This window comes from Parapedomonas caeni, assembly GCF_041060555.1.
Taxonomy (GTDB): Bacteria; Pseudomonadota; Alphaproteobacteria; order Sphingomonadales; family Sphingomonadaceae; genus CAUJIW01.
Genome location: NZ_JBEUDS010000008.1, coordinates 73,359 through 93,388, shown reverse-complemented (window position 1 = coordinate 93,388; position 20,030 = coordinate 73,359). Strand labels below are relative to the sequence as shown.

Here is a 20,030-nt window from a genome sequence, read left to right as displayed (position 1 = left end):
CCGGGGCCGACTGGCGTGCCGTGCCGGTGGCCGACTGGCGCGATTACCTGGAACTGCTGAAACCCCGGGTGGTCAGTCTGGTGGTGTTCACCGGCCTGTGCGGCCTGCTGGCAGCACCCGGGTCGCTGCATCCGACGCTGGCCTTGACGGCGCTGCTGTGCATCGCCGTGGGCGCGGGTGCCGCCGGTGCCTTCAACCAGTGGTTCGAGAGCGATACCGACGCCCTGATGCGCCGGACCGCCAGCCGGCCGATTCCGGCCGGGCGAATCGAGCCCGCCGAGGCGCTGGCGTTCGCTGTCGCGCTCGCGGGGGCATCGGTTGCGATCATGGGGCTGGCGATCAACTGGCTGGCGGCCGGGCTGCTGCTGGGCTCCATCCTGTTCTACACCCACGTCTACACGGTATGGCTGAAGCGCCGGACGCCGCAGAACATCGTCATCGGTGGCGCGGCCGGCGCCTTCCCGCCGCTGATCGGCTGGGCGGCGGTGACCGGCGACGTCTCGACGCTGCCGGTGCTGCTGTTCGCCATCATCTTCCTCTGGACCCCGCCGCACTTCTGGTCGCTGGCGCTGTTCGCCTGCAAGGATTATGAGCGTGCCGGCATTCCGATGCTGCCGGTGGTGGCCGGCGAGCGGGTCACCCGGCTGCAGATCTGGCTCTACACCTGGGCGCTGGTGGCGGCCTCCGTCGCGCCCTGGGCGCTCGGCCTGACCGGCGCGGTCTACGGCCTGACCGCCAGCGGGTTGGGCGTGCTGTTCCTCGCCGGCGCCTGGCGGGTGTGGCGTGGCACGGACCTCAAGGCGCCCAAGCTGCTGTTCGGGTTTTCCATTCTCTACCTGTTCGTGCTGTTCGCGGCGCTGGTCGCCGATCGCCTGGCGGGAGTCGCGGCATGAGCGGCGCCGAGCATGATCCGGTCGCCCGCAAGCAGGCCGACGAGGAGTTCGCCGCCAAGCGGCGCGGCCGCAACTGGGCGCTGCTCGCGGTACTGGTGGCCATGGTCGTGCTGTTCTACCTCATCACTATCGCCCGCATCGGGGTGAACACGTGAGCGCGACCGAAACCCCGCCGCCGGACGACGCCGGCACCCATGCCCTGGCGCGGCGCAATCGCCGTGTCGGCATGATCGCCTTTGGCGTGGTCGCCGGCATGGTCGGCATGTCCTACGCCGCGGTGCCGCTCTATCAGATGTTCTGTCAGGTGACCGGGTTCGGGGGCACCACCCAGCGCGCCGATGCGGCGCCGACCCGGGTGACGGGCCAAACCATCAGCGTGCGCTTCGACGCCAACGTCGCCCCCGGCCTGGGCTGGGGCTTCATGCCGGAGCAGACCGCCCAGACGCTGAAGATCGGCGAACAGAAGCTGGCCTTCTACAAGGCCGTGAACAACAGCGGCGAACCGGTTTCCGGTCAGGCGGTGTTCAACGTCACGCCCGACATTGCCGGGCAGTATTTCAACAAGATCGAGTGCTTCTGCTTCACCGAGCAGAAGCTTGAGCCGGGTCAGGCCATCGACATGCCGGTGGTGTATTTTGTCGATCCGGCCATTCTCGATGACCCGCAGGCGCGCAAGATCAGCGAAATCACGCTGAGCTACACGTTCTACAAGATGGATAAGCCGGCCGACGCGACGCAACGGACTTCCCAGACATCCGCGGCGGTCAAGGGGGCGACACGTTCGTAAAGAGAGGACCATGGACAATGGCGGCTGTTAAGCAACACGATTATCATCTGGTCGATCCGAGCCCGTGGCCGATCATTGCCTCGTTCTCGGCGCTCGCCATGGCGCTGGGCGCGATCTCCTGGATGCGCGACGCCAGTGTCGGTCCGTACCTGTTCGCTCTCGGCCTCGCCGGCATCCTCTACACCATGTATGCCTGGTGGTCGGACGTCGTCGACGAGGCGGAGCACCAGGGCGCACATACGCCGGTGGTGCAGATGCACCATCGCTATGGCGTGATCCTGTTCATTGCCTCGGAAGTGATGTTCTTCGTCGCCTGGTTCTGGGCCTATTTCCACTTCTCGCTGTTCCCCGACGGCTATCAGGCGGTGGCCGACGTCACCGGCGCCACCTGGCCGCCCAAGGACATCGAGCTGCTGGACCCCTTCCTGTTCCCGCTGCTGAACACCCTGATCCTGCTGCTCTCGGGCACTACCGTCACCTGGGCGCACCACGCGCTGCTGGAGGGTGATCGTGACGGCCTGAAGAACGGCCTGTGGTGCACCGTCATTCTCGGCTTCATCTTCAGCTGCGTGCAGGCCTATGAATATCACCATGCGGCCTTCACCTTCTCCGGCCACGTCTATGGCGCCACCTTCTTCATGGCCACCGGCTTCCACGGTTTCCATGTCATCGTCGGCACCATCTTCCTGGCGGTCTGCCTGATCCGCGCCTACAAGGGCCACTTCAAGTCGAACCACCACTTCGGCTTCGAGGCTGCGGCCTGGTACTGGCACTTCGTCGATGTGGTGTGGCTGTTCCTGTTCCTGTCCATCTACCTGTGGGGCAGCGACTTCGGCGCGGCGGTCATGCACGGCGCCGGCCACTAAGCCCGTCCATGCAGTCCATGGCGCGCCCCGGCCTGGTCCGGGGCGTTGCCGTTTGAAGGAGGCGCGCATGACCAACCCGGCTGATCTTATCCCCGACAAGGGTGTGGCCATCGGCCACGCGCTCAAGGGCCGCTGTCCGCGTTGTGGTCAGGGCCGGTTGTTCACCGGCCCGCTGAAACTGGGCGACCGTTGCCGGGCGTGCGGACTGGATTACGGCGACTTCAACGTTGGCGACGGACCGGCGGCCTTTGCCATCTTCATCGTCGGGACCATCATCGCCGTGGGGGCGCTGTGGCTCGACATGGCGGTACGGCCGCCCTGGTGGGTCCATGCGCTGGTGTGGGTGCCGACGCTGGTGGTGCTCACCGTGCTGTCGCTGCATTTCATCAAGGCCGCCCTGCTGGGCTCGGAATACGCCAATCAGGCTCGCGAGGGCCGGCGTTCGGATGACGGCTAGGGACCGATCCGTGGCGCGGCGTTATCCGCTCCTGCCCTCCCTCACCATGGCGGTCATGCTCGCCGTGCTGCTGGCGCTTGGTCTGTGGCAGGTTCAGCGCGCCGGCTGGAAGGAGGCGCTGCTCGCCCGCTATCGCGCCAACAGCGCCGTGGCGCCGGTACGCCTCGCCGATCTGCCGGTGGACGAACCGGCGGCACTGGAGTTCCGCCGTGTGCGGCTGGACTGCGAGGTGATGGCGCGCGGGCTGACTTTTGCCGGCGGCAATGCCCAAGGCGAGGCCGGCCAGCATCTCTTCGTGCCATGCCGCGCCGCTGACCGCGCCCTGGTGGTTGATCTCGGCTGGCTTCCCTTCCGGGCACCCGCGCCGGACCTGACCGGTGCGCGCCTTGCCGCCGCCGGCGTTGCCCGGACCTGGCAGCCGGCCACGGCGATGGAACGGCTGGCGGGCGCCCGGCGGCCGTCCGCGGCGGATTTTCCCGGTGTCGAGCCGCGCTATTTCGTCCAGGCGGTGCGCCTGGATGCGGCCGACGGCGCGGCCTGGCCCGAGCCCAGCCCGCTCAGCGTGGCGGCGGTGCCCAATAACCACCGGGCCTATGCCGTCCAGTGGTTTGCCTTCGCCGCCGTTCTGGCGGTGATCTACGGGCTCTATCTACGACGCTGGCGCATGTTGCAGCGCGAGAAGTCGGACGATACAGTCCGCCGCTCTTGATTTTTGCGATTCGGTGGCAGTGACGTGAAATATATCAGTACGCGGGGCGCTGCTCCGGCCTTGACCTTCGAGGAAGTGACGCTGGCGGGCCTTGCCCGCGACGGCGGCCTCTATGTGCCGGAGTCCATCCCTACCCTGTCGCCGGCCGAGATCCGCGACCTTGCCGGGCTGTCCTATGTCGAGACGGCGGTGCGCATCCTCACCCCGTTCCTCGGCGGCGCGCTGCCGGAGGCGGACCTGCGGGCGCTGCTCACCGAGGCCTACGGTCACTTCGACCACAAGGCGGTGGCGCCGCTCAAGCAGCTCGACGAACGGCACTGGATCCTGGAGCTGTTCCATGGCCCGACGCTGGCCTTCAAGGACTTCGCGCTGCAGGTGCTGGGCCTGCTGTTCGAGCGTTTCCTCGCCACCCGCAACGAGCACCTGACGGTGATCGGCGCCACCTCCGGCGACACCGGCTCGGCGGCGATCCACGCGCTGGCCGGGCGGGACAATCTCGACATCGTCATGCTGCACCCGCAGGGCCGGGTGTCCGACGTGCAGCGCCGGCAGATGACCACGGTGATGGCGCCCAACGTCCATAACGTGGCGATCCAGGGCACCTTCGACGACTGCCAGGCGCTGGTGAAGGCGATGTTCAACGACCAGCCGTTCCGCGACCGGCACCGGCTGTCGGCGGTGAACTCGATCAACTGGACCCGGCTGCTGGTGCAGGTGGTCTATTACTTCTACGCCGCCGTGCGGCTGGGGGCGCCGGAACGCCAGGTCGCCTTCTCGGTGCCCACCGGCAATTTCGGCGACGTGTTCGCCGGCTACATCGCCCACGCCATGGGCCTGCCGATTGAGCGGCTGATCGTCGCCACCAACACCAACGACATCCTGCACCGGGCGCTGACCAAGGGCGACTATTCGGTCGGCACCGTGGCGCCCACCAGCTCGCCGTCGATGGACATCCAGATCTCGTCGAACTTCGAGCGGCTGCTGTTCGATCTGCACGGCCGCGACGGCACCGCGCTGGCGGCGACCATGGCCGACTTCGAGAAGAACCGGCGGATGCACCTCAACGCCGACCAGCGGGCCACGGCGGCCAGGCTGTTCGTCTCCTTCAGCGCCGACGAGGACGACACCGCGCTCAGCCTGCGCCGGGTCTATGCCGAAAGCGGCCTGGTGCTCGATCCGCACACCGCCGTCGGCGTGGCGGCGGCCTGGGCCCAGGCGCCGGCCGATCGCCACATTCCGGTGGTGACGCTGTCCACCGCGCATCCGGCCAAGTTCCGCGATGCGGTGGAACGGGCGACCGGCCAGCGGCCGGCGATGCCGCCGCGTGCCCAGGGCCTGTTCGACCGCGAGGAGCGCTACACCACGCTGCCCAACGATCTGGCGGCGGTGGAGGCCTTCATCGCCGAGCGCATGGCCGAATGACGGCGATCGTCACCACGCTCGATAATGGCCTCAGGGTGGCGAGCCTCGCCATGCCGGGGCTGGAGACGGCGGCGGTGGGCCTCTACGTCGATACCGGCTCGCGGCTGGAGCCGCAGGCGGCGCACGGCGTCGCCCACATGCTCGAACACATGGTGTTCAAGGGCACCCGCCGGCGCACCGCCCGGCAGATCGCCGAGGAGATCGAGGCGGTGGGCGGGCAGCTCAACGCCTATACCGGGCGCGACCAGACCAGTTTCTATGCCCGCGTGCTGGCCGACGATCTGCCGCTGGGTGTCGATATGATCGCCGACCTCGTCACCGAGCCGCTGTTCGATGCCGGCGAACTGGCGCGCGAGCGCGAGGTGGTGCTGCAGGAACTGGGGCAGGCGCGCGACACGCCCGACGACATCATCTTCGATAACCTGCAGGAAGTGGCCTACCCCGGCCAGCTGCTCGGCCGCTCGATTCTGGGCACCGAGGAGAGCATCCAGGCGCTCAGCGATACCGACATGCGCGACTGGCTCACCGGGCACTACCGGGGCCACTCGATGGTGCTGGCGGCCGCCGGCAAGGTCGACCACGCGGCCCTGGTCGGGATGGCGCGCGAGCGGCTGGGCATGATCCCCGCCGGCGCCCGGCCGGTGCACGAGGCGGCCCGCTACGGCGGCGGCGAGCACCGCGACGAGCGGGAGTCGGAACAGACCCACGTGACGCTGGCGCTGCCCGGCGTGCCGGCGCTGCATGACGACTATTACCCGCTGATGCTGTTCTCGACGGCGCTGGGCGGCGGCATGTCGTCCCGCCTGTTCCAGGCGGTGCGCGAGGAACGCGGGCTGGTCTATTCCATCTACAGCTACCTGGCGCCGTTCGCCGACACCGGGCTGATGACGCTCTATCTCGGCACCGGGCCGGAGACGGCGGGCGAGGCGGTGCACCTGACGCTGGACACCCTGCTCGGCGCCGCCACCGATCTCGCCGCCGCCGAGCTGGACCGCGCCAAGGCCCAGCTCAAGGCATCGGTGTTCATGGGGCTGGAGAGCTGTGCCGGCCTGTCGGAACAGCTCGGCCGCCAGCTGCTGATCTACAACCGCGTCGTGCCCACCGCCGAGATCATCGAGCGCATCGACGCGGTGACGCTCGCCGAGGTCTCCGCCGCCGCCCAGCGGATGCTGACCGCCGGACCGCTGGCCATGGCCAGCGTCGGCCCGTCGGTCGACGTGCCGGCGATCGACCGGCTGCAGGCCCGGCTGCAATGAAGCTGGAGCCGCGTCTGGACCTGCTGGTCACGGAACCGTGGGGGGATTTCGAGCTGCTGGACAGTGGTGACGGCCGCAAGCTGGAGCGCTACGGCCGCTACCGCTTCATCCGCCCCGAACCGCAGGCGCTGTGGAAGCCGGCCAAGGCCAACTGGCGCGCCGACGGCGAGTTCGTTCCCGGCAACACCGAGGATACCGGCCGCTGGCAGTTCGCCAACGAGGTGCCGGACGCCTGGCCGCTGGCGCGCGGCGACATGAAGTTCTGGGCCGCCTGCACGCCGTTTCGCCATCTCGCCTTCTTCCCCGACATGGCGCCGCAGTGGGACTGGATGGCCGGGCTGATCCGCGACGCCCGCGCCGCCGACACGGCGCGACCGATCGAGGTGCTGAACCTTTTTGGTTATACAGGCCTTGCCAGTCTCACCTGTGCCCAGGCCGGCGCCCGGGTCACCCATGTCGACGCCTCGAAGAAGGCGATCTCGGCGGCGGTGGAGAACCAGAAGCTCTCCGGGCTGGAGGACGCGCCGCTGCGCTGGATCGTCGAGGATGCCGGCAAGTTCCTGGCCCGCGAGGTGCGGCGCGGCCGGCGTTATCAGGGTATCATCCTCGATCCGCCCAAGTTCGGGCGCGGCCCCCAGGGCGAGGTGTTCAAGCTGTTCGAGCAACTGCCGGAGCTGCTGCGGCTGTGCCGCGAGCTGCTGGTGGACCAGCCGCTGTTTCTGGTGCTGACGGTCTATGCCATCCGCGCCTCGGCACTCGCCTTCGGCCAGGCACTGGCCGAAGCGCTGGCCGGCTTCGGTGGCCGCGTCACCTGCGGCGAGATGGCGATCCGCGAGGGCGGCCCGCGCGGCCTGCTGGTGCCCACCGCGCTCTACGTCCGCTGGCAGGCGGCCTAAGTCGCCTGCGGTCGAGGCCGGTGGCCTGACCGGTCGCGCCTGCCGAAGGATCACCGGATACGCCCACGTAACCCCGTGACAGCACGGACGGATTGTTCGCCCGTGGAGACATGGTTCGAGAGTCGGGGGCAGATGGGCGGGCAGGCGGCGGTGGTGCCAGAGGTGGATATCGTCCAGGCGATGTCGCTGTTTCCCACCCCGGTGGTGCGCGCCCGCCTGCCGGATGCCGTGGCGCTCAATGCCGAGTTGACCGCGCAGATCGACGCCCGCATCGCCGGCTATCCCTCCGTCGCCAAGAGCAACCTCGGCGGCTGGCAGTCCGACGACGACTTTCCCGCCTGGGGTGGCGCGCCGGCCCGGCGGCTGGTCGCCGCCGTCTGCGCGTTGGCCGACCGGGTGACGGTGCTGGTGGAGGATGGCGCGCTGGTGCGTCGTGGGGTGCCGTGGCGGGTCAATGCCTGGGTCAACGTCAATGGCGCGGGTGACGCCAACGACATGCACGCCCACCCCGGCGCCTACTGGTCGTGCGTCTATTATGTGGCGGCCGACGATCTTGGCGCGGCGGCCGGCGGCGAGCTGGAGTTCCACGACCCGCGCGGCACCATGCCGACCATGTATGCCCCGCAGCTCAAGGCCGCCTTCGAGGGCTGCGTCACCGCCGGCCTGTGGGAGCGGCTGCAGCCGGCGACCGGCGAGCTGATCCTGTTCCCCTCCTGGCTGTTGCACGCCGTGCGCCCCTACCACGGCCCGGCGCGGCGGATTTCCATCGCTTTCAATCTCTGCCTGTAGGCCCGGCGTTCCGCTCAGGCCCGCGCGGCGGCCGCCAGCCGGTCGAGCACGTCGCGGGCCGCCTGCCGCTGCGCCCACGGCACGAACAGGTGATCGTGGTGGTAGGCGGCGACCATGTTGGCGGGAATGCCGGCGCTGGTCAGTGCCTGGGCCACCACCGCGGTCAGCCCGACGGCCGCGAGCGACGAATGGACCATCAGCGTGATGCGCGCCCAGCCGGCCACGTGCGGCACGCCGGCCCGGGCAAGGTCCTGTGCCGGCGCGATCAGCGTCGTCCCCTCGGCTTCGCGAAACAGCGCCAGCGGCGCCAAGGGCAGCGGCGCCTCGGGCGGCAGCAGGCCGAAGCCGTATTCCTCGGGGTCGAGCAGCGGTGACAGGCTGGCGAGCAGACGCGTGAGGTCACGCTCGCCGGGGCTCACCGGTCGGCTCGCCGGTGCTGGTTGAACACCTCGTAGAGCAGCACCGCGGTGGCGACGGCGACATTGAGGCTGTCCGCCTTGCCCTGCATCGGGATGCGGATGCGCGCGTCGCATGCCGCCTCATAGTCGGCCGGCAGGCCCGATTGCTCGTTGCCCATGAACAGGAAGGTCGGCGCCGGGTAGCGGATCGCTTGATAGTCCTCGCTGGCATTGAGCGAGGCGCCGACCAGAAAACCCGGCCCGCCGCGCAGCCAGGGCAGGAAGTCGGCCCACTCCGCCTGCACCACCGGCACCGTGAACAGCGCGCCCATCGAGGCCCGCACCGCCTCGACGCTGTAGGGGTCGCACGACTGGTCGAGCAGGATGACGCCGCCGGCCCCCACCGCGTCGGCGGTGCGCAGGATGGTGCCGAGGTTGCCGGGGTCCTTCAGGCTCTGGCAGACGATCCAGGCGAAGCTCGCCGTGCGGTCGAGGTCGGCCAGGGTGCGCGCGGGTTCGGTGTAAACACCCAGCACCGACTGCGGATTGTACTTGCGGGAGAGCTTGCGCAGCACGTCGGCCGAGGTCTCGACAACCTCGCCGCCGGCCGCCCGGGTGGCGGCCATCAGCCGGCGCAGCAGCACATGGTCGCTCATGTCCGGGCCGTGGATCAGATAGGCCGGCGTGACGCCGGCGTCCGCCGCTTCCGTGACGATGCGCAGCCCCTCGGCGAGGAACAGTCCCTCGCGGACGCGGAACTTCTTCTCGTGCAGGGCGTTGATCCGCTTGATCAGCGGATTGGCGGGCGAGGTGATCAGCTTGGTGTCGGCATCGGGTCGCATGATGGCGCGCACGCTACACGCGCGCGGGCCTCCGATGCAACGGCCAGACCCCGATACACCGACTGGCGGCGCCGGCCGCGGGGGTGACGCGACGCTACTCGATACACTCGACGCTGGCGGGCGCCGGCACCAGCCGGGCGGCCATCGCCTGCATGTCCTGGTCGTTCAGGGTCGCCAGCGTGCGGCCGACATCGGCGACCTGCTCGCAGAAGCCGGTCTGGGCACCGCGCGCCGCCTGCAGGTTGGCAAGGCTGGTGGTGTAGCGGTCATAGGCGTTCTGGCCGGCGCCATTGCCGTGCAGGCGCGCGAAGCGGGCCTTCAGCACGTCGTTTTGCGAACTGATGTGCGGCCGGAAGCGGGTGACGAAGCGGTTGTAGCTGGCCAGCGCGTCATTGCCGGCGATGTGGCGGCACTGCAAGGCGCCCACCATCATCAGCGTCTGCATCTCGCGCACCTGGGCTGCCCTCACCTCCGATGACGACCAGCAGGGCGCGGCCAGCGACGGCCCGGCCAGCAGGGCCAGTACAGCGGCGATGGCACCCATGGTTCCCGTGCGTCCAGTCATGTCCCACCCTTGCGTCGCCGGGCATCCGCGCGGTTTCTCCGCGTCCGGCCCGAAGTCTCCCCCGGATTGTCCCGGGTGAGTCGCAGGATGTGGCCAAGATATTAACGCCGCCTCGAAGGGAACGGTTGTGGCACGTTAACTGTTATTAAGATGTGCCCGTTCAGGCGTGGCCGGCCTCGCCGGAGAGCATCCGCACGTCGATGCCGATCGAGGTCATCGCCCTGGTCCACTTCTTCTCCAGGGGCGTTTCGAAGATGAGGGCATCGGTGGCGGGCGCCGACAGCCAGCCATGCTTGGTCAGTTCGCGGTCGAGCTGGCCCGGTGCCCAGCCGGCATAGCCCAGCGCGACGAGCGCGCGGGCCGGCCCGCGCCCTTCGGCGATGTCGCGCAGGATCTCGATGGTGGCGGTCAGCGCGATCGACTCGGTGACCTGAAGGGTCGAGGGCTGCTCATAGTCGGTGGAGTGGACGACGAAGCCACGCGACGGCTCCACCGGTCCGCCGGCATGGACGACGACGTCCTCCAGTTCCTCGCCGGCGTCCACTTCCAGCTGCCCCAGCAGGTCGGCGACCGAGAGTTTCTGGAACGGCTTGTTGATCACCAGGCCCATGGCGCCCTCGGCGTTGTGCTGGCACATCAGGATCACGGCGCGCTCGAAGCGCGGGTCGCCGATGCCGGGCATCGCCAGCAGCAGCTGTCCCTCCAGGGATGGTGACTCCGTCATTAGCGTAACTTGAGCCTTGGCCGGGGTGCTTTCAAGGGGAGATGTCGGGTGTCGGGCCGTGCCGGCCTCGACACCGGGGCGGCGCGCACTATAACTCGGCGGGGTGACAGGTGCGTGCGCCTGTCGACAGATTGCGACTCCATCAGGAAAGGGAAGTGGAATGACGATCAAGGTCGGAGACAAGATTCCGTCGGCTACGCTGATGCGCATGACCGACAGCGGCCCGGGCCCGATCACCACCGACGAGATCTTCGCCGGCAAGACGGTGGTGCTGTTCTCGGTGCCGGGCGCCTTCACGCCGACCTGCTCGGCCAAGCACCTGCCGGGCTTTATCGAGAACGCCGAGGCGCTGAAGGCCAAGGGCGTCGACAGCATCGTCTGCGTTGCCGTCAACGACGTGTTCGTGATGAACGCCTGGGGCAAGTCGCAGGAGGCTGGCGACAAGGTGCTGATGGTGGCGGATGGCAACGGCGACCTCACCGCCAAGCTCGGCCTGGAGATGGACGGCACCAAGTTCGGCATGGGCAAGCGCGGCCAGCGCTTCTCGATCATCGCCAAGGACGGCGTGGTGACCGAGCTCAATGTCGAGGCGCCGGGCGAGTTCAAGGTGTCGAGCGCCGAGCACGCGTTGACCCAGCTCTGAGCGGATCGGCAGCGACGGGGAAAAGGGCGCCGTTTCCGGCGCCCTTTTTCATTGCGCGATCTTGCCAGCCAGTCCGGTGAGCAAGGCGGCGCCCAGCAGGGTCTCGTCGGCCGAGGCCGTGCGCGCGGCGGCACGAGGCGACGGGCTGAACGGCAGGCATTCAAGGCAGGTCGCCTGCACGTCGCCCAGCCGGGTGATCCGCCGGGGTGTCAGCAGCACGCCGGCCCGGTGAAGCTGGTCCGTCACGCCGATGCCCACCGGTGTGACGGACGGGGCCGGGGCCGCGGTGTTCAGCAGCTTGCGCAGCAACATGTCCTTCCAGGGCTCGCCGGGATCGGCATGGATGACCCGGTACTGCTTCAGGCCGGCTCGCCGGGCCGCGGCGGCGATGGCCTGTTCCAGGCCGCCGATGTGATCGACGAGCTTGAGTTCCCGCGCGGTGGAACCGGCCCAGACCCGTCCCTGTCCGATGGTGTCCACCGCCGGAAGGGTCATCTTGCGATTGGCGGCGACCAGGCCGATGAAGCGTTGGTAGGTGTGGTCGACCGTCGCCTGGATCATGGTCGCCACGGCAGGTGACAATGGCCGCGTGATGTTGCCGGCATCCGCCAGCGGCGTGGCGCCGACGCCGTCGGTGGTGACTCCCACCGACGCCAGTGTCTCCTCGAACGTCGGGATGATGCCGAACACGCCGATCGAACCGGTGATCGTCGACGGCTCCGCCCAGATTTCGTCGGCGGCGGTGGCGACCCAGTAGCCGCCCGAGGCGGCGACGGTGCCGAACGAGGCGACGATCGGCAGGCCCTCGGCGCGGGCCAGCGCCAGCTGTTCGCGGATCGCCTCGGCGGCGGTTGCCGATCCGCCGGGCGAGTTGATGCGCACCACCAGAGCCTTGATGTCGCCCTCCTGCATCGCCTGTCGCACCAGTCGGGCGATGGTGTCGCCGCCGGCGACTCCGGCCGGGCCTTCGCCGTCGATGATGTCTCCCGACACGTAGAGTACGCCCACGGCGTCACCGCTGGAGCGTTCCATGTCGCTGGTGGCCGCCAGATAGCGCTCCATGTCGACCTGGGAGAAGGAGGGCAGGCCATCGCTGTCCTCGCCGTCTCCCGCCACCTTGGCCAGTGCCCGGGCATAGTCGGCATAGGCACCGACCCGGTCGACCGCGCGCGCGGCCAGCGCCATCTGGGCAAGATCGCCACCCTTGGCCGCCAGCATGGCTGGCGCGTCATTGATCATGCGGGTCAGGTCGAACCCTTTGCCGGTGCGTGCGGCGCCGGTCTCGGCGACATAGTTGCCCCACAGCGCCGCATAGAGCGCACGTGCGGCCTCGCGGGCCTCGGGCGACATGTCCTGCCGGTCGTAAGGCTCTACAAAGGACTTGAATCGGCCGGCCTTGAAGACGTGGACATTCACCTTCAGACGTTCGAGCGCGTCCTTGAAGTAGAGGTTGTACTGGCCATAGCCGGTGAGCACGACGCCACCCATCGGGTGCAGCCAAAGCTCGCTGGCGCGCGCCGCCAGCTGATATTGCGGCTCGGCGAAGTAGCGGCCATAGCCGTAGATCGGCTTGCCACTCTCGCGGAAGCGGTCGAGCGCGCGGCCCACCGTTTCCAGCGTGCCGGGACCGGCGCCGAAGAAGCCGTCGAGTTCCAGGCTGACGGCGGCGATGCGCGGATCGGTCGAGGCGCGGTCGATCGCCGTCAGCACGTCACGCAGCAGAACCTCGGTTGGCAGGCCATCGGCGCCGCCCAGCATCACCAGCGGATCGGTGGGCGAGCGCTGGTCCACCAGAATGCCGTCGATGCGGATGACCAGCGCCGCCTTGTCGGGCAGCGGTGCCGGTGTCCGGGGCATCAGTGCCGCCACGACGCCCAGCAGCAGCAGCACGGCAATGACGCCGAACACCAGATCCTTGGTGACAACGAGGGCGCGCCACAGCGCCTTGATGAAATTCCACATGGACAGCAGCCGCCTCATGCAAAGAGCGAAACCAGTTCCGTTTCAGATACAGGGGATGGGGGCGTCAGTAAAACGCGATCGGCGGGAATCTGCGGGGGGCGCCTTGACTCGGGGGCGGGGCGTGCTCATATCCGGGCAGCCGCTAGCACTCACGCCGCGTGAGTGCCAAGGCCATTGGACCAGATCCCGGGGGCCGCTGTTGCTGGTCCTCAGCTAACAAAGAGGTGACTGCATGTCTTTCCGTCCCCTGCACGACCGAGTGCTGGTGCGTCGCGTCGAATCCGAGGAGAAGACCGCCGGTGGCATCATTATCCCGGACACCGCCAAGGAAAAGCCGCAAGAGGGCGTGATCGTCGCCGCCGGTTCGGGCGCTCGCGACGAGACCGGCAAGCTGGTGCCGCTCGACGTCAAGGCCGGTGACCGGGTGCTGTTCGGCAAGTGGTCGGGCACGGAGGTCAAGGTCAACGGCGAAGAGCTGCTGATCATGAAGGAATCGGACGTGCTCGGCATCATCGAGGTGACCGCTAAGGCCGCCGCGAAGCCGGTTGCCGTGAAGGCCGTGAAGTCCGCTCCGGCCAAGCCGGCCGCCAAGGCCGCCCCCGCCAAGCGCGGTCGTCCCAAGAAGTAACCTGGTCGCCCACGCGACCAGTCCCCACGAGATTTTCAAGGAGCTGAAACATGGCAGCCAAAGAAGTTAAGTTCGCGCGCGACGCGCGTGAGCGCATCCTGCGCGGCGTCGACATCCTGGCCGACGCGGTGAAGGTGACGCTGGGTCCCAAGGGCCGCAACGTGGTCATCGAGAAGTCGTTCGGCGCCCCGCGCATCACCAAGGACGGCGTCACTGTCGCCAAGGAAATCGAACTGAAGGACAAGTTCGAGAACATGGGCGCGCAGATGGTCCGCGAGGTCGCCTCGAAGACCAACGACCTGGCCGGCGACGGCACCACCACCGCCACCGTGCTGACCCAGGCGATCGTGCGTGAGGGCATGAAGTCGGTGGCCGCCGGCATGAACCCGATGGACCTCAAGCGCGGCATCGATCTGGCCGTTGCCAAGGTCATCGACGACCTGCAGAAGCGCTCGCGCCCGGTGAAGAACTCGGCCGAGATCGCCCAGGTCGGCACCATCTCCGCCAACGGTGAATCCGAGATCGGCAAGATGATCGCCCAGGCGATGGACAAGGTCGGCAAGGAAGGCGTCATCACCGTCGAGGAGGCCAAGGGTCTCGACAGCGAACTCGACGTCGTCGAGGGCATGCAGTTCGACCGCGGCTACCTGTCGCCGTACTTCATCACCAACCCGGAGAAGATGCTGGTCGAGCTGGACAGCCCGTACATCCTCATCTTCGAGAAGAAGCTGTCGAACCTGCAGTCGATGCTGCCGATTCTCGAGGCCGTTGTGCAGTCGGGCAAGCCGCTGCTGATCATCGCCGAGGACGTCGAGGGCGAGGCGCTGGCGACCCTGGTGGTCAACAAGCTGCGCGGCGGCCTGAAGGTCGCGGCGGTGAAGGCGCCGGGCTTCGGCGATCGCCGCAAGGCGATTCTGGAGGACATCGCGATCCTGACCGCCGGTCAGATGATCTCGGAAGACCTCGGCATCAAGCTTGAGACCGTGACGCTGAACATGCTCGGCCGCGCCAAGAAGGTGACGATCGACAAGGACAACACCACGATCGTCAGCGGCGCCGGCAAGCCGGTCGACATCAAGGCGCGCGTCGAGCAGATCCGCGCCCAGATCGAGGTGACCACCTCCGACTATGACCGCGAGAAGCTGCAGGAGCGGCTGGCGAAGCTCGCCGGCGGTGTCGCGGTGATCAAGGTCGGCGGCGCCACCGAGGTCGAGGTGAAGGAGCGCAAGGACCGCGTCGACGACGCCCTGCACGCCACCCGCGCCGCGGTTGAGGAAGGTGTGGTCGCCGGCGGCGGCACCGCGCTGCTCTATGCCACCCGCGCGCTGGACAAGGCCAAGGGCGCCAACGACGACCAGACCCGCGGCATCGACATCATCCGTCGCGCGCTGCAGGCGCCGGTACGTCAGATCTCCGAGAACGCCGGCTTCGACGGCGCGGTGATCGCCGGCAAGCTGCTGGAGCAGAAGAGCACGGACTTCGGCTTCAACGCCCAGACCGAGAAGTACGAGGATCTGGTGAAGTCGGGCGTCATCGATCCGACCAAGGTGGTGCGTACCGCGCTGCAGGATGCGGCGTCCGTCGCCGGCCTGCTGATCACCACCGAGGCGACGATCGCCGAGCTGCCGAAGGACGATACGCCGATGCCGGCGATGCCGGGCGGCGGCATGGGCGGCATGGACTTCTAAGTCCGGCCGATCAGCGCTGAACGAGAGCGGCGGGGGCAACCCCGCCGCTTTTGTTTGGCCGCGGCTGTTTCAGGCCGGTTGTACCGGCCGGTGGGGGGCGGCAACACTGCAAAAAAAAAAGCCACCGGGGAGCCGGTGGCCTGAAGGTGCGAGTGGCCGCTGGCAGCAGTGGCAAATGGGTCGAGATTCGCCGCTGCCGGTCGTGGCCTGCTGAACCACCCGATTCGTCAGATGGGTGAAGTGGCTGTTTTCCGGCGGCCTGCGTCGCACCTGTCATCACGAACAACCACCGGATTTCGTTGGATTTATAGTGCGCCCAACGGTTTGTCGCATGACCCAATTGGGCTATGCGGGAGTCATGCCGTCAAGGGCTGGCCGGCCACACGGCTGTCGGGTCCCTGCCGGGTCGCGGCTGGCCAGTCCGCGAGGGCACGCAGGATATCCTGCCAGCGCCGCACCCACAGATAATGACCAGGGCCGTCGAACAGGCGGAGGTCCGGTTGCAGCGTGGCCGGCAGCTGGCGCAGGAAGGCGTCGGCCGGGATCACCGGGTCCTCGGAGTCGTGCCAGATCGTCAGCGGCGGCGCCAGGTCGGCGAGGTCGAGACGGTCATCGCGGGCGGAGTATTTCAGCTCGTCCCGCATCCCCGCCATCGACTGCTTCACGGCGCCGTACATGACATCGACCAGATAGTTGAAGTGCTCCGGATGGTCGGCGAAGAACTGCTGGTCCTTGGCGCAGCCCTGTTCGAGCCGGCGGATGGTGCGGACGATGGATTCCCGGGTCATGGTCCGGCTGATGACGCCGCCCATGGCGTCGGCAACACCGGGGAAGCGCACCAGATAGTCGCGGAAATGATGCCAGCCGGTGCGTTCGCCGCCGCGCCAGTTGTCGCGGCCGGTGGGGCGCGGCGTCAGCAGGAACAGCCGTTCGACCCGCGCCGGCGCTGCCAGCGCCAGGCCCAGCGCGTAGGCCGCGCCGGCCGATATCGCCAGTATCTGGGTGGTTGGCATGGCCAGCGTGTCCAGCAGATGGCCGAGGTCGGCGGCGTGATCGGTGACGTTCATGTCGGCGACCGGGGAGGCGCCGTCATAGCCGGGGCGGGCAACCGACACGAGGTCTAGATCCAGGCGCTCCGCCAGCGCCGGGGTGCCCGGTGGCAGCAGCGTCGCGCCACCCCACATATGCAGCGCCAGTACCGGCCGGCCGCCCGGCCGGCCATAGCGGCGGTAGCTCAGCTGACGACCGTCAGGCAGCCCGTGGCGCCGCAGCGTCTCGCCACCGGCCTGATCGCCGGGAGTGCGGCGTGGCGGCGGGCCGGCCGGTGCGTTGCCGGGCATGTAGCGGGCGATGGTGGCGAGCTCCATCAGGTGCTTCACCAACTCGCTCTGCCGGCGCACGCCCATCTTGTCGAACACCGACTTCAACTGGTTGCGCGCGGTGTTGAGGCGGATGCCGAGCACACCAGCGGCTTCCTGGAGCGACAGACCGTCTTCCAGCTGGCGCACCAGCCGGGTTTCCGCCGCCGTCAGGCCGAAGCCGTCGCGCAGCAGGGCATCGGAACGCATGGCCGGCGAGCCGCCGGGCAGCAGGATGGCGAGGGCGCCGGCCGGCGGCACCGGACCGCCTGGGCCGAGATCGAGCTGGCGCCGGCGGTCGGCATCCACGCGCACCACCACCGCCAGTCGCAAGGCGCGATCCGCGCCGTCATAGAGTTGCAGCAGCGACGACCCGCCGACAGGGGGCAGGTCGGCGATGGCGGCACGCAGGCGCGCCTCGTTCTCGCTGTCGAGAAACTGCAGCCGGGCGCTTTTCACCGGCGGGGCGATCAGGCGCTCGCACAGCGGACCGATGTCGCCGAACGTCATCAGCAGGCGGCGGTCGGCATCCAGCACCAGCCCGCACAGCGGCAGTGTCGCCGGCGGTGGCAGATCGGGCGACAACCGCTCGGCGATCTGCACCGCCTGGGTCAGGTGGGGGGTCAGCGCCGAGGCGACTTCGGCTGACAGAGCCGATTCCTCGGGCAGATCGGCCAGCACGTCGACCAGTTCGTCCCAGCGGTCCGGGTCGGCGGCGAACGCATAGAGCGCGGCGACGACACGCGACATTGCCGGGAACAGCACATCCCCTGGCAGCTGACGGTCAGTGGTCGAGGCGCCGGGGGGCGGCCCCGGTCGTGTTGGTTCGTCAGGCATTCCGTTCACGCATGGATCGCCGGGTATTCCCGTTGCAATCTCGACCCTTGGCAATTGACGTTATGCGACCGGAGAGGAGTGTCCTTGATACGCTGGTGAAACGCAAGCGCGACGAACCGAGTGGTGAGGCGGCGTCACGTGTACCCGCTCACGTTGTTCCCGTCGTGCCGGCGCTGCCTGTTCTAGCTGCGATAGTCGCCATTGATGCTGATGTAGCCGTGCGTGAGGTCGCAGGTGTAGACGGTGGCGCTTGACCGCCCGACGCCGACATCGACGTCGATGACGACGTCGCGGCCGGCGAGGTGCGCCGCCACCGGCGCCTCGTCATAGCCGTCCACCCGCATGCCGTCGCGGCAGATCACGGTGCCGCCGAAGGCGACGCTGAGGCGATCCGGGTCGATGCGCGGGCCGGCCTTGCCTACCGCCATGACGATGCGGCCCCAGTTGGCGTCGGCGCCGGCGAGCGCGGTCTTGACCAGCGGCGAGTTGCCGATGGCGAGCCCCAGGGTTCGGGCGTCCTCGAAGCTCAGTGCGCCGGTGACGTTGATGGTGGCGAACTTCTGCGCGCCCTCGCCGTCCTTCACCACCAGGGTCGCCAGTTCCAGACAGGCGGCCTCCAGCTTGGCCTTGAAGTCGTCGAGCCGGGGGTCGGCGGCGTCGGTCACGGCGGCGTGCTTGACGTTCTGGCCGGTGGCGAACAGCTGGATGGTGTCGGAGGTCGATGTGTCACCATCGACGGTGATGCAGTTGAAGGTGCGCTCCACCGCCGCGCTGAGCAGCGTTTGCAGCACGTCATGCGGCAGGGCGGCGTTGGTGAACAGGTAGCCCAGCATGGTCGCCATGTTGGGCATGATCATCCCCGAGCCCTTGACGAAGCCCGAGATCACCACGTCGTGACCGTCGATGCGGGCGACCTGGCTGGTGCCCTTGGGGAAGGTGTCGGTGGTCATGATGGTGCGCGCCGCTGCTTCGTAGCCGGTGGTGCCGCGGGTGGCGAGCGCCGCCGGCAGGGCCGCGGTCAGTCGGTCGGTGGGGAAGGGCTCGCCGATGACGCCGGTGGCGGCGAACTGCACCATCGCCGCCGGCACGCCGAGTTCACCCGCCATCGCCTCGGCGATCGCCTGGCAGGCGGCCGCCCCCGCGGCGCCGGTGCCGGCGATCGAGTTGCCGGCAACCACGATCAGCGCGCGCGCCTGGCCGCCGCTGGCGGCGGTGGCCTCGCGACACCAGTGGATGGCCGGGCTCGCCGTCAGTGACTTGGTATAGACGCCGGCGACCGTCGTGCCCTCGGCGAAGGTGGCGACCAGCGTGTCGTTGCGGCCCGGCTTGTAGCGGATGCCGGCATAGGTGGCGCCGAGCTGCACGCCGGCGACCGGCAGCAGGTTGGGGAAGCGCGCGGGCGCCAGCGGGGACGGGGCGAGATCCTTGGCCATTGGTCGATCCATGAAAGAGGGCGTTGGCGCGCGACACTAATTTCGCGCGCTGGCAAATCAATGACAATCAAGGAGGAAGGGGGCCTCGCGCGGGGCAAGCGACGAGCGCCCGCCCCGGCAGGTCTCAGCCGCGGCGGGCCTGCCAGCGCTTGACCAGGTGCAGCCGCCACAGGCCATCAACCAGCAGATAGCCGGTGACGGCCGCCACGGTGGCGAACAGGGCCAGGCCGATCGCGGTGGTGCCGGCAACCGCGCTGACCTGCGACCACCACGAGGCAGCTGCTTCCACCGGCGGCGCGGCATGGCCGAACCTGCCCAGAATCCAACTCCCCACCTGATGGGCGAAAATCAGTACTGGCGGGGTTGTCAGCGGGTTGGTGACGAAGGTGCTCAGCGTCGCCACGCCGATGTTGGCGCGCAGGGGCACCGAGGCGAAGACGGCGAAAAGCGATTGGGCGATGGGGGTTGCGAAGGCGAAGAACAGCCCGATGGCAACGCCGCGGGCGACCGACCGGCGATTGAGATGCCACAGCGGTGCGTGGGCCAGATAGCGGGCAAACGGCTTCAGCCAACGCGACTTGAGCATCGTGTCGGCATCCGGCATCCGCTTCTTGAAAAAGGACTTCGGCATTCCCGTCCCTTGAGCACCCGCTTGAAACTGCATTGTACAGTGCCAGCGAAAAGTAACCGAGGCGTTACGATGTCGCGGCGATCCATGTTCACTATGTCGGGTTGATTGTGCGCTGCGTCAATGAACGGGCGATGAACACACCGTCGTGCGCGCCGCTCCGTTGACACCCGTGTCCCTGCTCCTTATCTGCGTGCAGTCTGTCGGGGGACTATTCGTCGAGGGCTGGTTTCGCTAAACAGCCCGCTT

General features: G+C 68.4%; 20 protein-coding genes and 1 pseudogene. 13 read left to right on the top strand and 8 right to left on the bottom strand.

Annotated elements, in window-relative coordinates; all coding sequences use genetic code 11:
• Nucleotides 1–20 precede the first annotated feature (20 nt).
• From ABU113_RS07730 to ABU113_RS07685, 10 genes are all read left to right on the top strand, one after another.
• The gene (locus ABU113_RS07730) at nucleotides 21–893 is read left to right on the top strand and encodes a heme o synthase (protein ID WP_454558966.1); all 873 of its coding nucleotides are present in this window, start codon (nucleotides 21–23) and stop codon (nucleotides 891–893) included.
• The gene (locus ABU113_RS07725) at nucleotides 890–1,048 is read left to right on the top strand and encodes a hypothetical protein (protein ID WP_454558927.1); all 159 of its coding nucleotides are present in this window, start codon (nucleotides 890–892) and stop codon (nucleotides 1,046–1,048) included. Before ABU113_RS07730 ends, ABU113_RS07725 begins: the two co-directional genes overlap by 4 nt.
• Nucleotides 1,045–1,680 (top strand): cytochrome c oxidase assembly protein, encoded by a 636-nt coding sequence (locus ABU113_RS07720; RefSeq protein ID WP_454558926.1) that lies wholly within the window; start codon nucleotides 1,045–1,047, stop codon nucleotides 1,678–1,680. Before ABU113_RS07725 ends, ABU113_RS07720 begins: the two co-directional genes overlap by 4 nt.
• Before the next feature lie 17 nt (nucleotides 1,681–1,697).
• Nucleotides 1,698–2,546, top strand: coding sequence for a cytochrome c oxidase subunit 3 (locus ABU113_RS07715; protein ID WP_454558925.1), 849 nt, complete (start codon nucleotides 1,698–1,700; stop codon nucleotides 2,544–2,546).
• A 67-nt stretch (nucleotides 2,547–2,613) separates the two neighbouring features.
• Nucleotides 2,614–3,003 (top strand): DUF983 domain-containing protein, encoded by a 390-nt coding sequence (locus ABU113_RS07710; RefSeq protein ID WP_454558924.1) that lies wholly within the window; start codon nucleotides 2,614–2,616, stop codon nucleotides 3,001–3,003.
• Nucleotides 3,004–3,013: 10 nt separating this feature from the next.
• Nucleotides 3,014–3,712, top strand: coding sequence for an SURF1 family protein (locus ABU113_RS07705; protein ID WP_454558923.1), 699 nt, complete (start codon nucleotides 3,014–3,016; stop codon nucleotides 3,710–3,712).
• A gap of 24 nt (nucleotides 3,713–3,736) precedes the next feature.
• Nucleotides 3,737–5,134: a threonine synthase gene (thrC, locus tag ABU113_RS07700; protein WP_454558922.1), complete on the top strand. Its 1,398-nt coding sequence runs from the start codon at nucleotides 3,737–3,739 to the stop codon at nucleotides 5,132–5,134.
• A complete protein-coding gene (locus ABU113_RS07695; RefSeq protein ID WP_454558921.1) occupies nucleotides 5,131–6,390 on the top strand; it encodes a M16 family metallopeptidase in 1,260 nt (419 codons plus the stop codon). Before thrC ends, ABU113_RS07695 begins: the two co-directional genes overlap by 4 nt.
• Nucleotides 6,387–7,286: a class I SAM-dependent methyltransferase gene (locus ABU113_RS07690; RefSeq protein ID WP_454558920.1), complete on the top strand. Its 900-nt coding sequence runs from the start codon at nucleotides 6,387–6,389 to the stop codon at nucleotides 7,284–7,286. The genes ABU113_RS07695 and ABU113_RS07690 overlap by 4 nt, the downstream gene beginning before the upstream one ends.
• 102 nt (nucleotides 7,287–7,388) lie before the next feature.
• Complete coding sequence (locus tag ABU113_RS07685; protein ID WP_454558919.1) at nucleotides 7,389–8,075, top strand: TIGR02466 family protein; 687 nt, start codon at nucleotides 7,389–7,391, stop codon at nucleotides 8,073–8,075.
• A gap of 14 nt (nucleotides 8,076–8,089) precedes the next feature.
• Here the strand turns inward: ABU113_RS07685 and ABU113_RS07680 are convergent, their stop codons facing one another.
• The 4 genes from ABU113_RS07680 to ABU113_RS07665 all read right to left on the bottom strand — a co-directional run bounded on the left by ABU113_RS07680 (nucleotide 8,090) and on the right by ABU113_RS07665 (nucleotide 10,604).
• Entirely contained in the window at nucleotides 8,090–8,494 is a 405-nt protein-coding gene (locus ABU113_RS07680) for an ACT domain-containing protein (protein ID WP_454558918.1), read from the bottom strand.
• Nucleotides 8,491–9,315, bottom strand: coding sequence for a TrmH family RNA methyltransferase (locus ABU113_RS07675; protein WP_454558917.1), 825 nt, complete (start codon nucleotides 9,313–9,315; stop codon nucleotides 8,491–8,493). The genes ABU113_RS07680 and ABU113_RS07675 overlap by 4 nt, the downstream gene beginning before the upstream one ends.
• Nucleotides 9,316–9,409: 94 nt before the next feature.
• On the bottom strand, nucleotides 9,410–9,880 hold the full coding sequence (locus tag ABU113_RS07670) for a hypothetical protein (RefSeq protein ID WP_454558916.1): 471 nt from the start codon (nucleotides 9,878–9,880) through the stop codon (nucleotides 9,410–9,412).
• 160 nt (nucleotides 9,881–10,040) lie between these two features.
• The gene (locus tag ABU113_RS07665; RefSeq protein ID WP_454558915.1) at nucleotides 10,041–10,604 is read right to left on the bottom strand and encodes a YqgE/AlgH family protein; all 564 of its coding nucleotides are present in this window, start codon (nucleotides 10,602–10,604) and stop codon (nucleotides 10,041–10,043) included.
• A gap of 160 nt (nucleotides 10,605–10,764) precedes the next feature.
• Here ABU113_RS07665 and ABU113_RS07660 point away from each other — a divergent pair, with 160 nt between their 5' ends.
• The gene (locus ABU113_RS07660) at nucleotides 10,765–11,247 is read left to right on the top strand and encodes a redoxin family protein (RefSeq protein ID WP_454558914.1); all 483 of its coding nucleotides are present in this window, start codon (nucleotides 10,765–10,767) and stop codon (nucleotides 11,245–11,247) included.
• 48 nt (nucleotides 11,248–11,295) lie between these two features.
• Here the strand turns inward: ABU113_RS07660 and sppA are convergent, their stop codons facing one another.
• Complete coding sequence (sppA, locus tag ABU113_RS07655; protein ID WP_454558913.1) at nucleotides 11,296–13,227, bottom strand: signal peptide peptidase SppA; 1,932 nt, start codon at nucleotides 13,225–13,227, stop codon at nucleotides 11,296–11,298.
• 214 nt (nucleotides 13,228–13,441) lie between these two features.
• Here sppA and groES point away from each other — a divergent pair.
• Both groES and groL read left to right on the top strand, forming a co-directional pair.
• Nucleotides 13,442–13,723: pseudogene (gene groES / locus ABU113_RS07650) on the top strand (co-chaperone GroES); the annotation flags it as partial.
• Between the two features lie 164 nt (nucleotides 13,724–13,887).
• Nucleotides 13,888–15,525, top strand: a complete 1,638-nt coding sequence (groL, locus tag ABU113_RS07645; protein WP_454558912.1) for a chaperonin GroEL — start codon at nucleotides 13,888–13,890, stop codon at nucleotides 15,523–15,525.
• Between the two features lie 356 nt (nucleotides 15,526–15,881).
• On the opposite strand, the gene ABU113_RS07640 is transcribed toward groL, so the two are convergent.
• From ABU113_RS07640 to ABU113_RS07630, 3 genes are all read right to left on the bottom strand, one after another.
• On the bottom strand, nucleotides 15,882–17,720 hold the full coding sequence (locus ABU113_RS07640) for a hypothetical protein (protein WP_454558911.1): 1,839 nt from the start codon (nucleotides 17,718–17,720) through the stop codon (nucleotides 15,882–15,884).
• 182 nt (nucleotides 17,721–17,902) lie between these two features.
• Nucleotides 17,903–19,165, bottom strand: coding sequence for a bifunctional glutamate N-acetyltransferase/amino-acid acetyltransferase ArgJ (gene argJ, locus ABU113_RS07635; RefSeq protein ID WP_454558910.1), 1,263 nt, complete (start codon nucleotides 19,163–19,165; stop codon nucleotides 17,903–17,905).
• Between the two features lie 112 nt (nucleotides 19,166–19,277).
• Complete coding sequence (locus ABU113_RS07630) at nucleotides 19,278–19,784, bottom strand: DUF2062 domain-containing protein (protein WP_454558909.1); 507 nt, start codon at nucleotides 19,782–19,784, stop codon at nucleotides 19,278–19,280.
• Nucleotides 19,785–20,030: the final 246 nt, after the last annotated feature.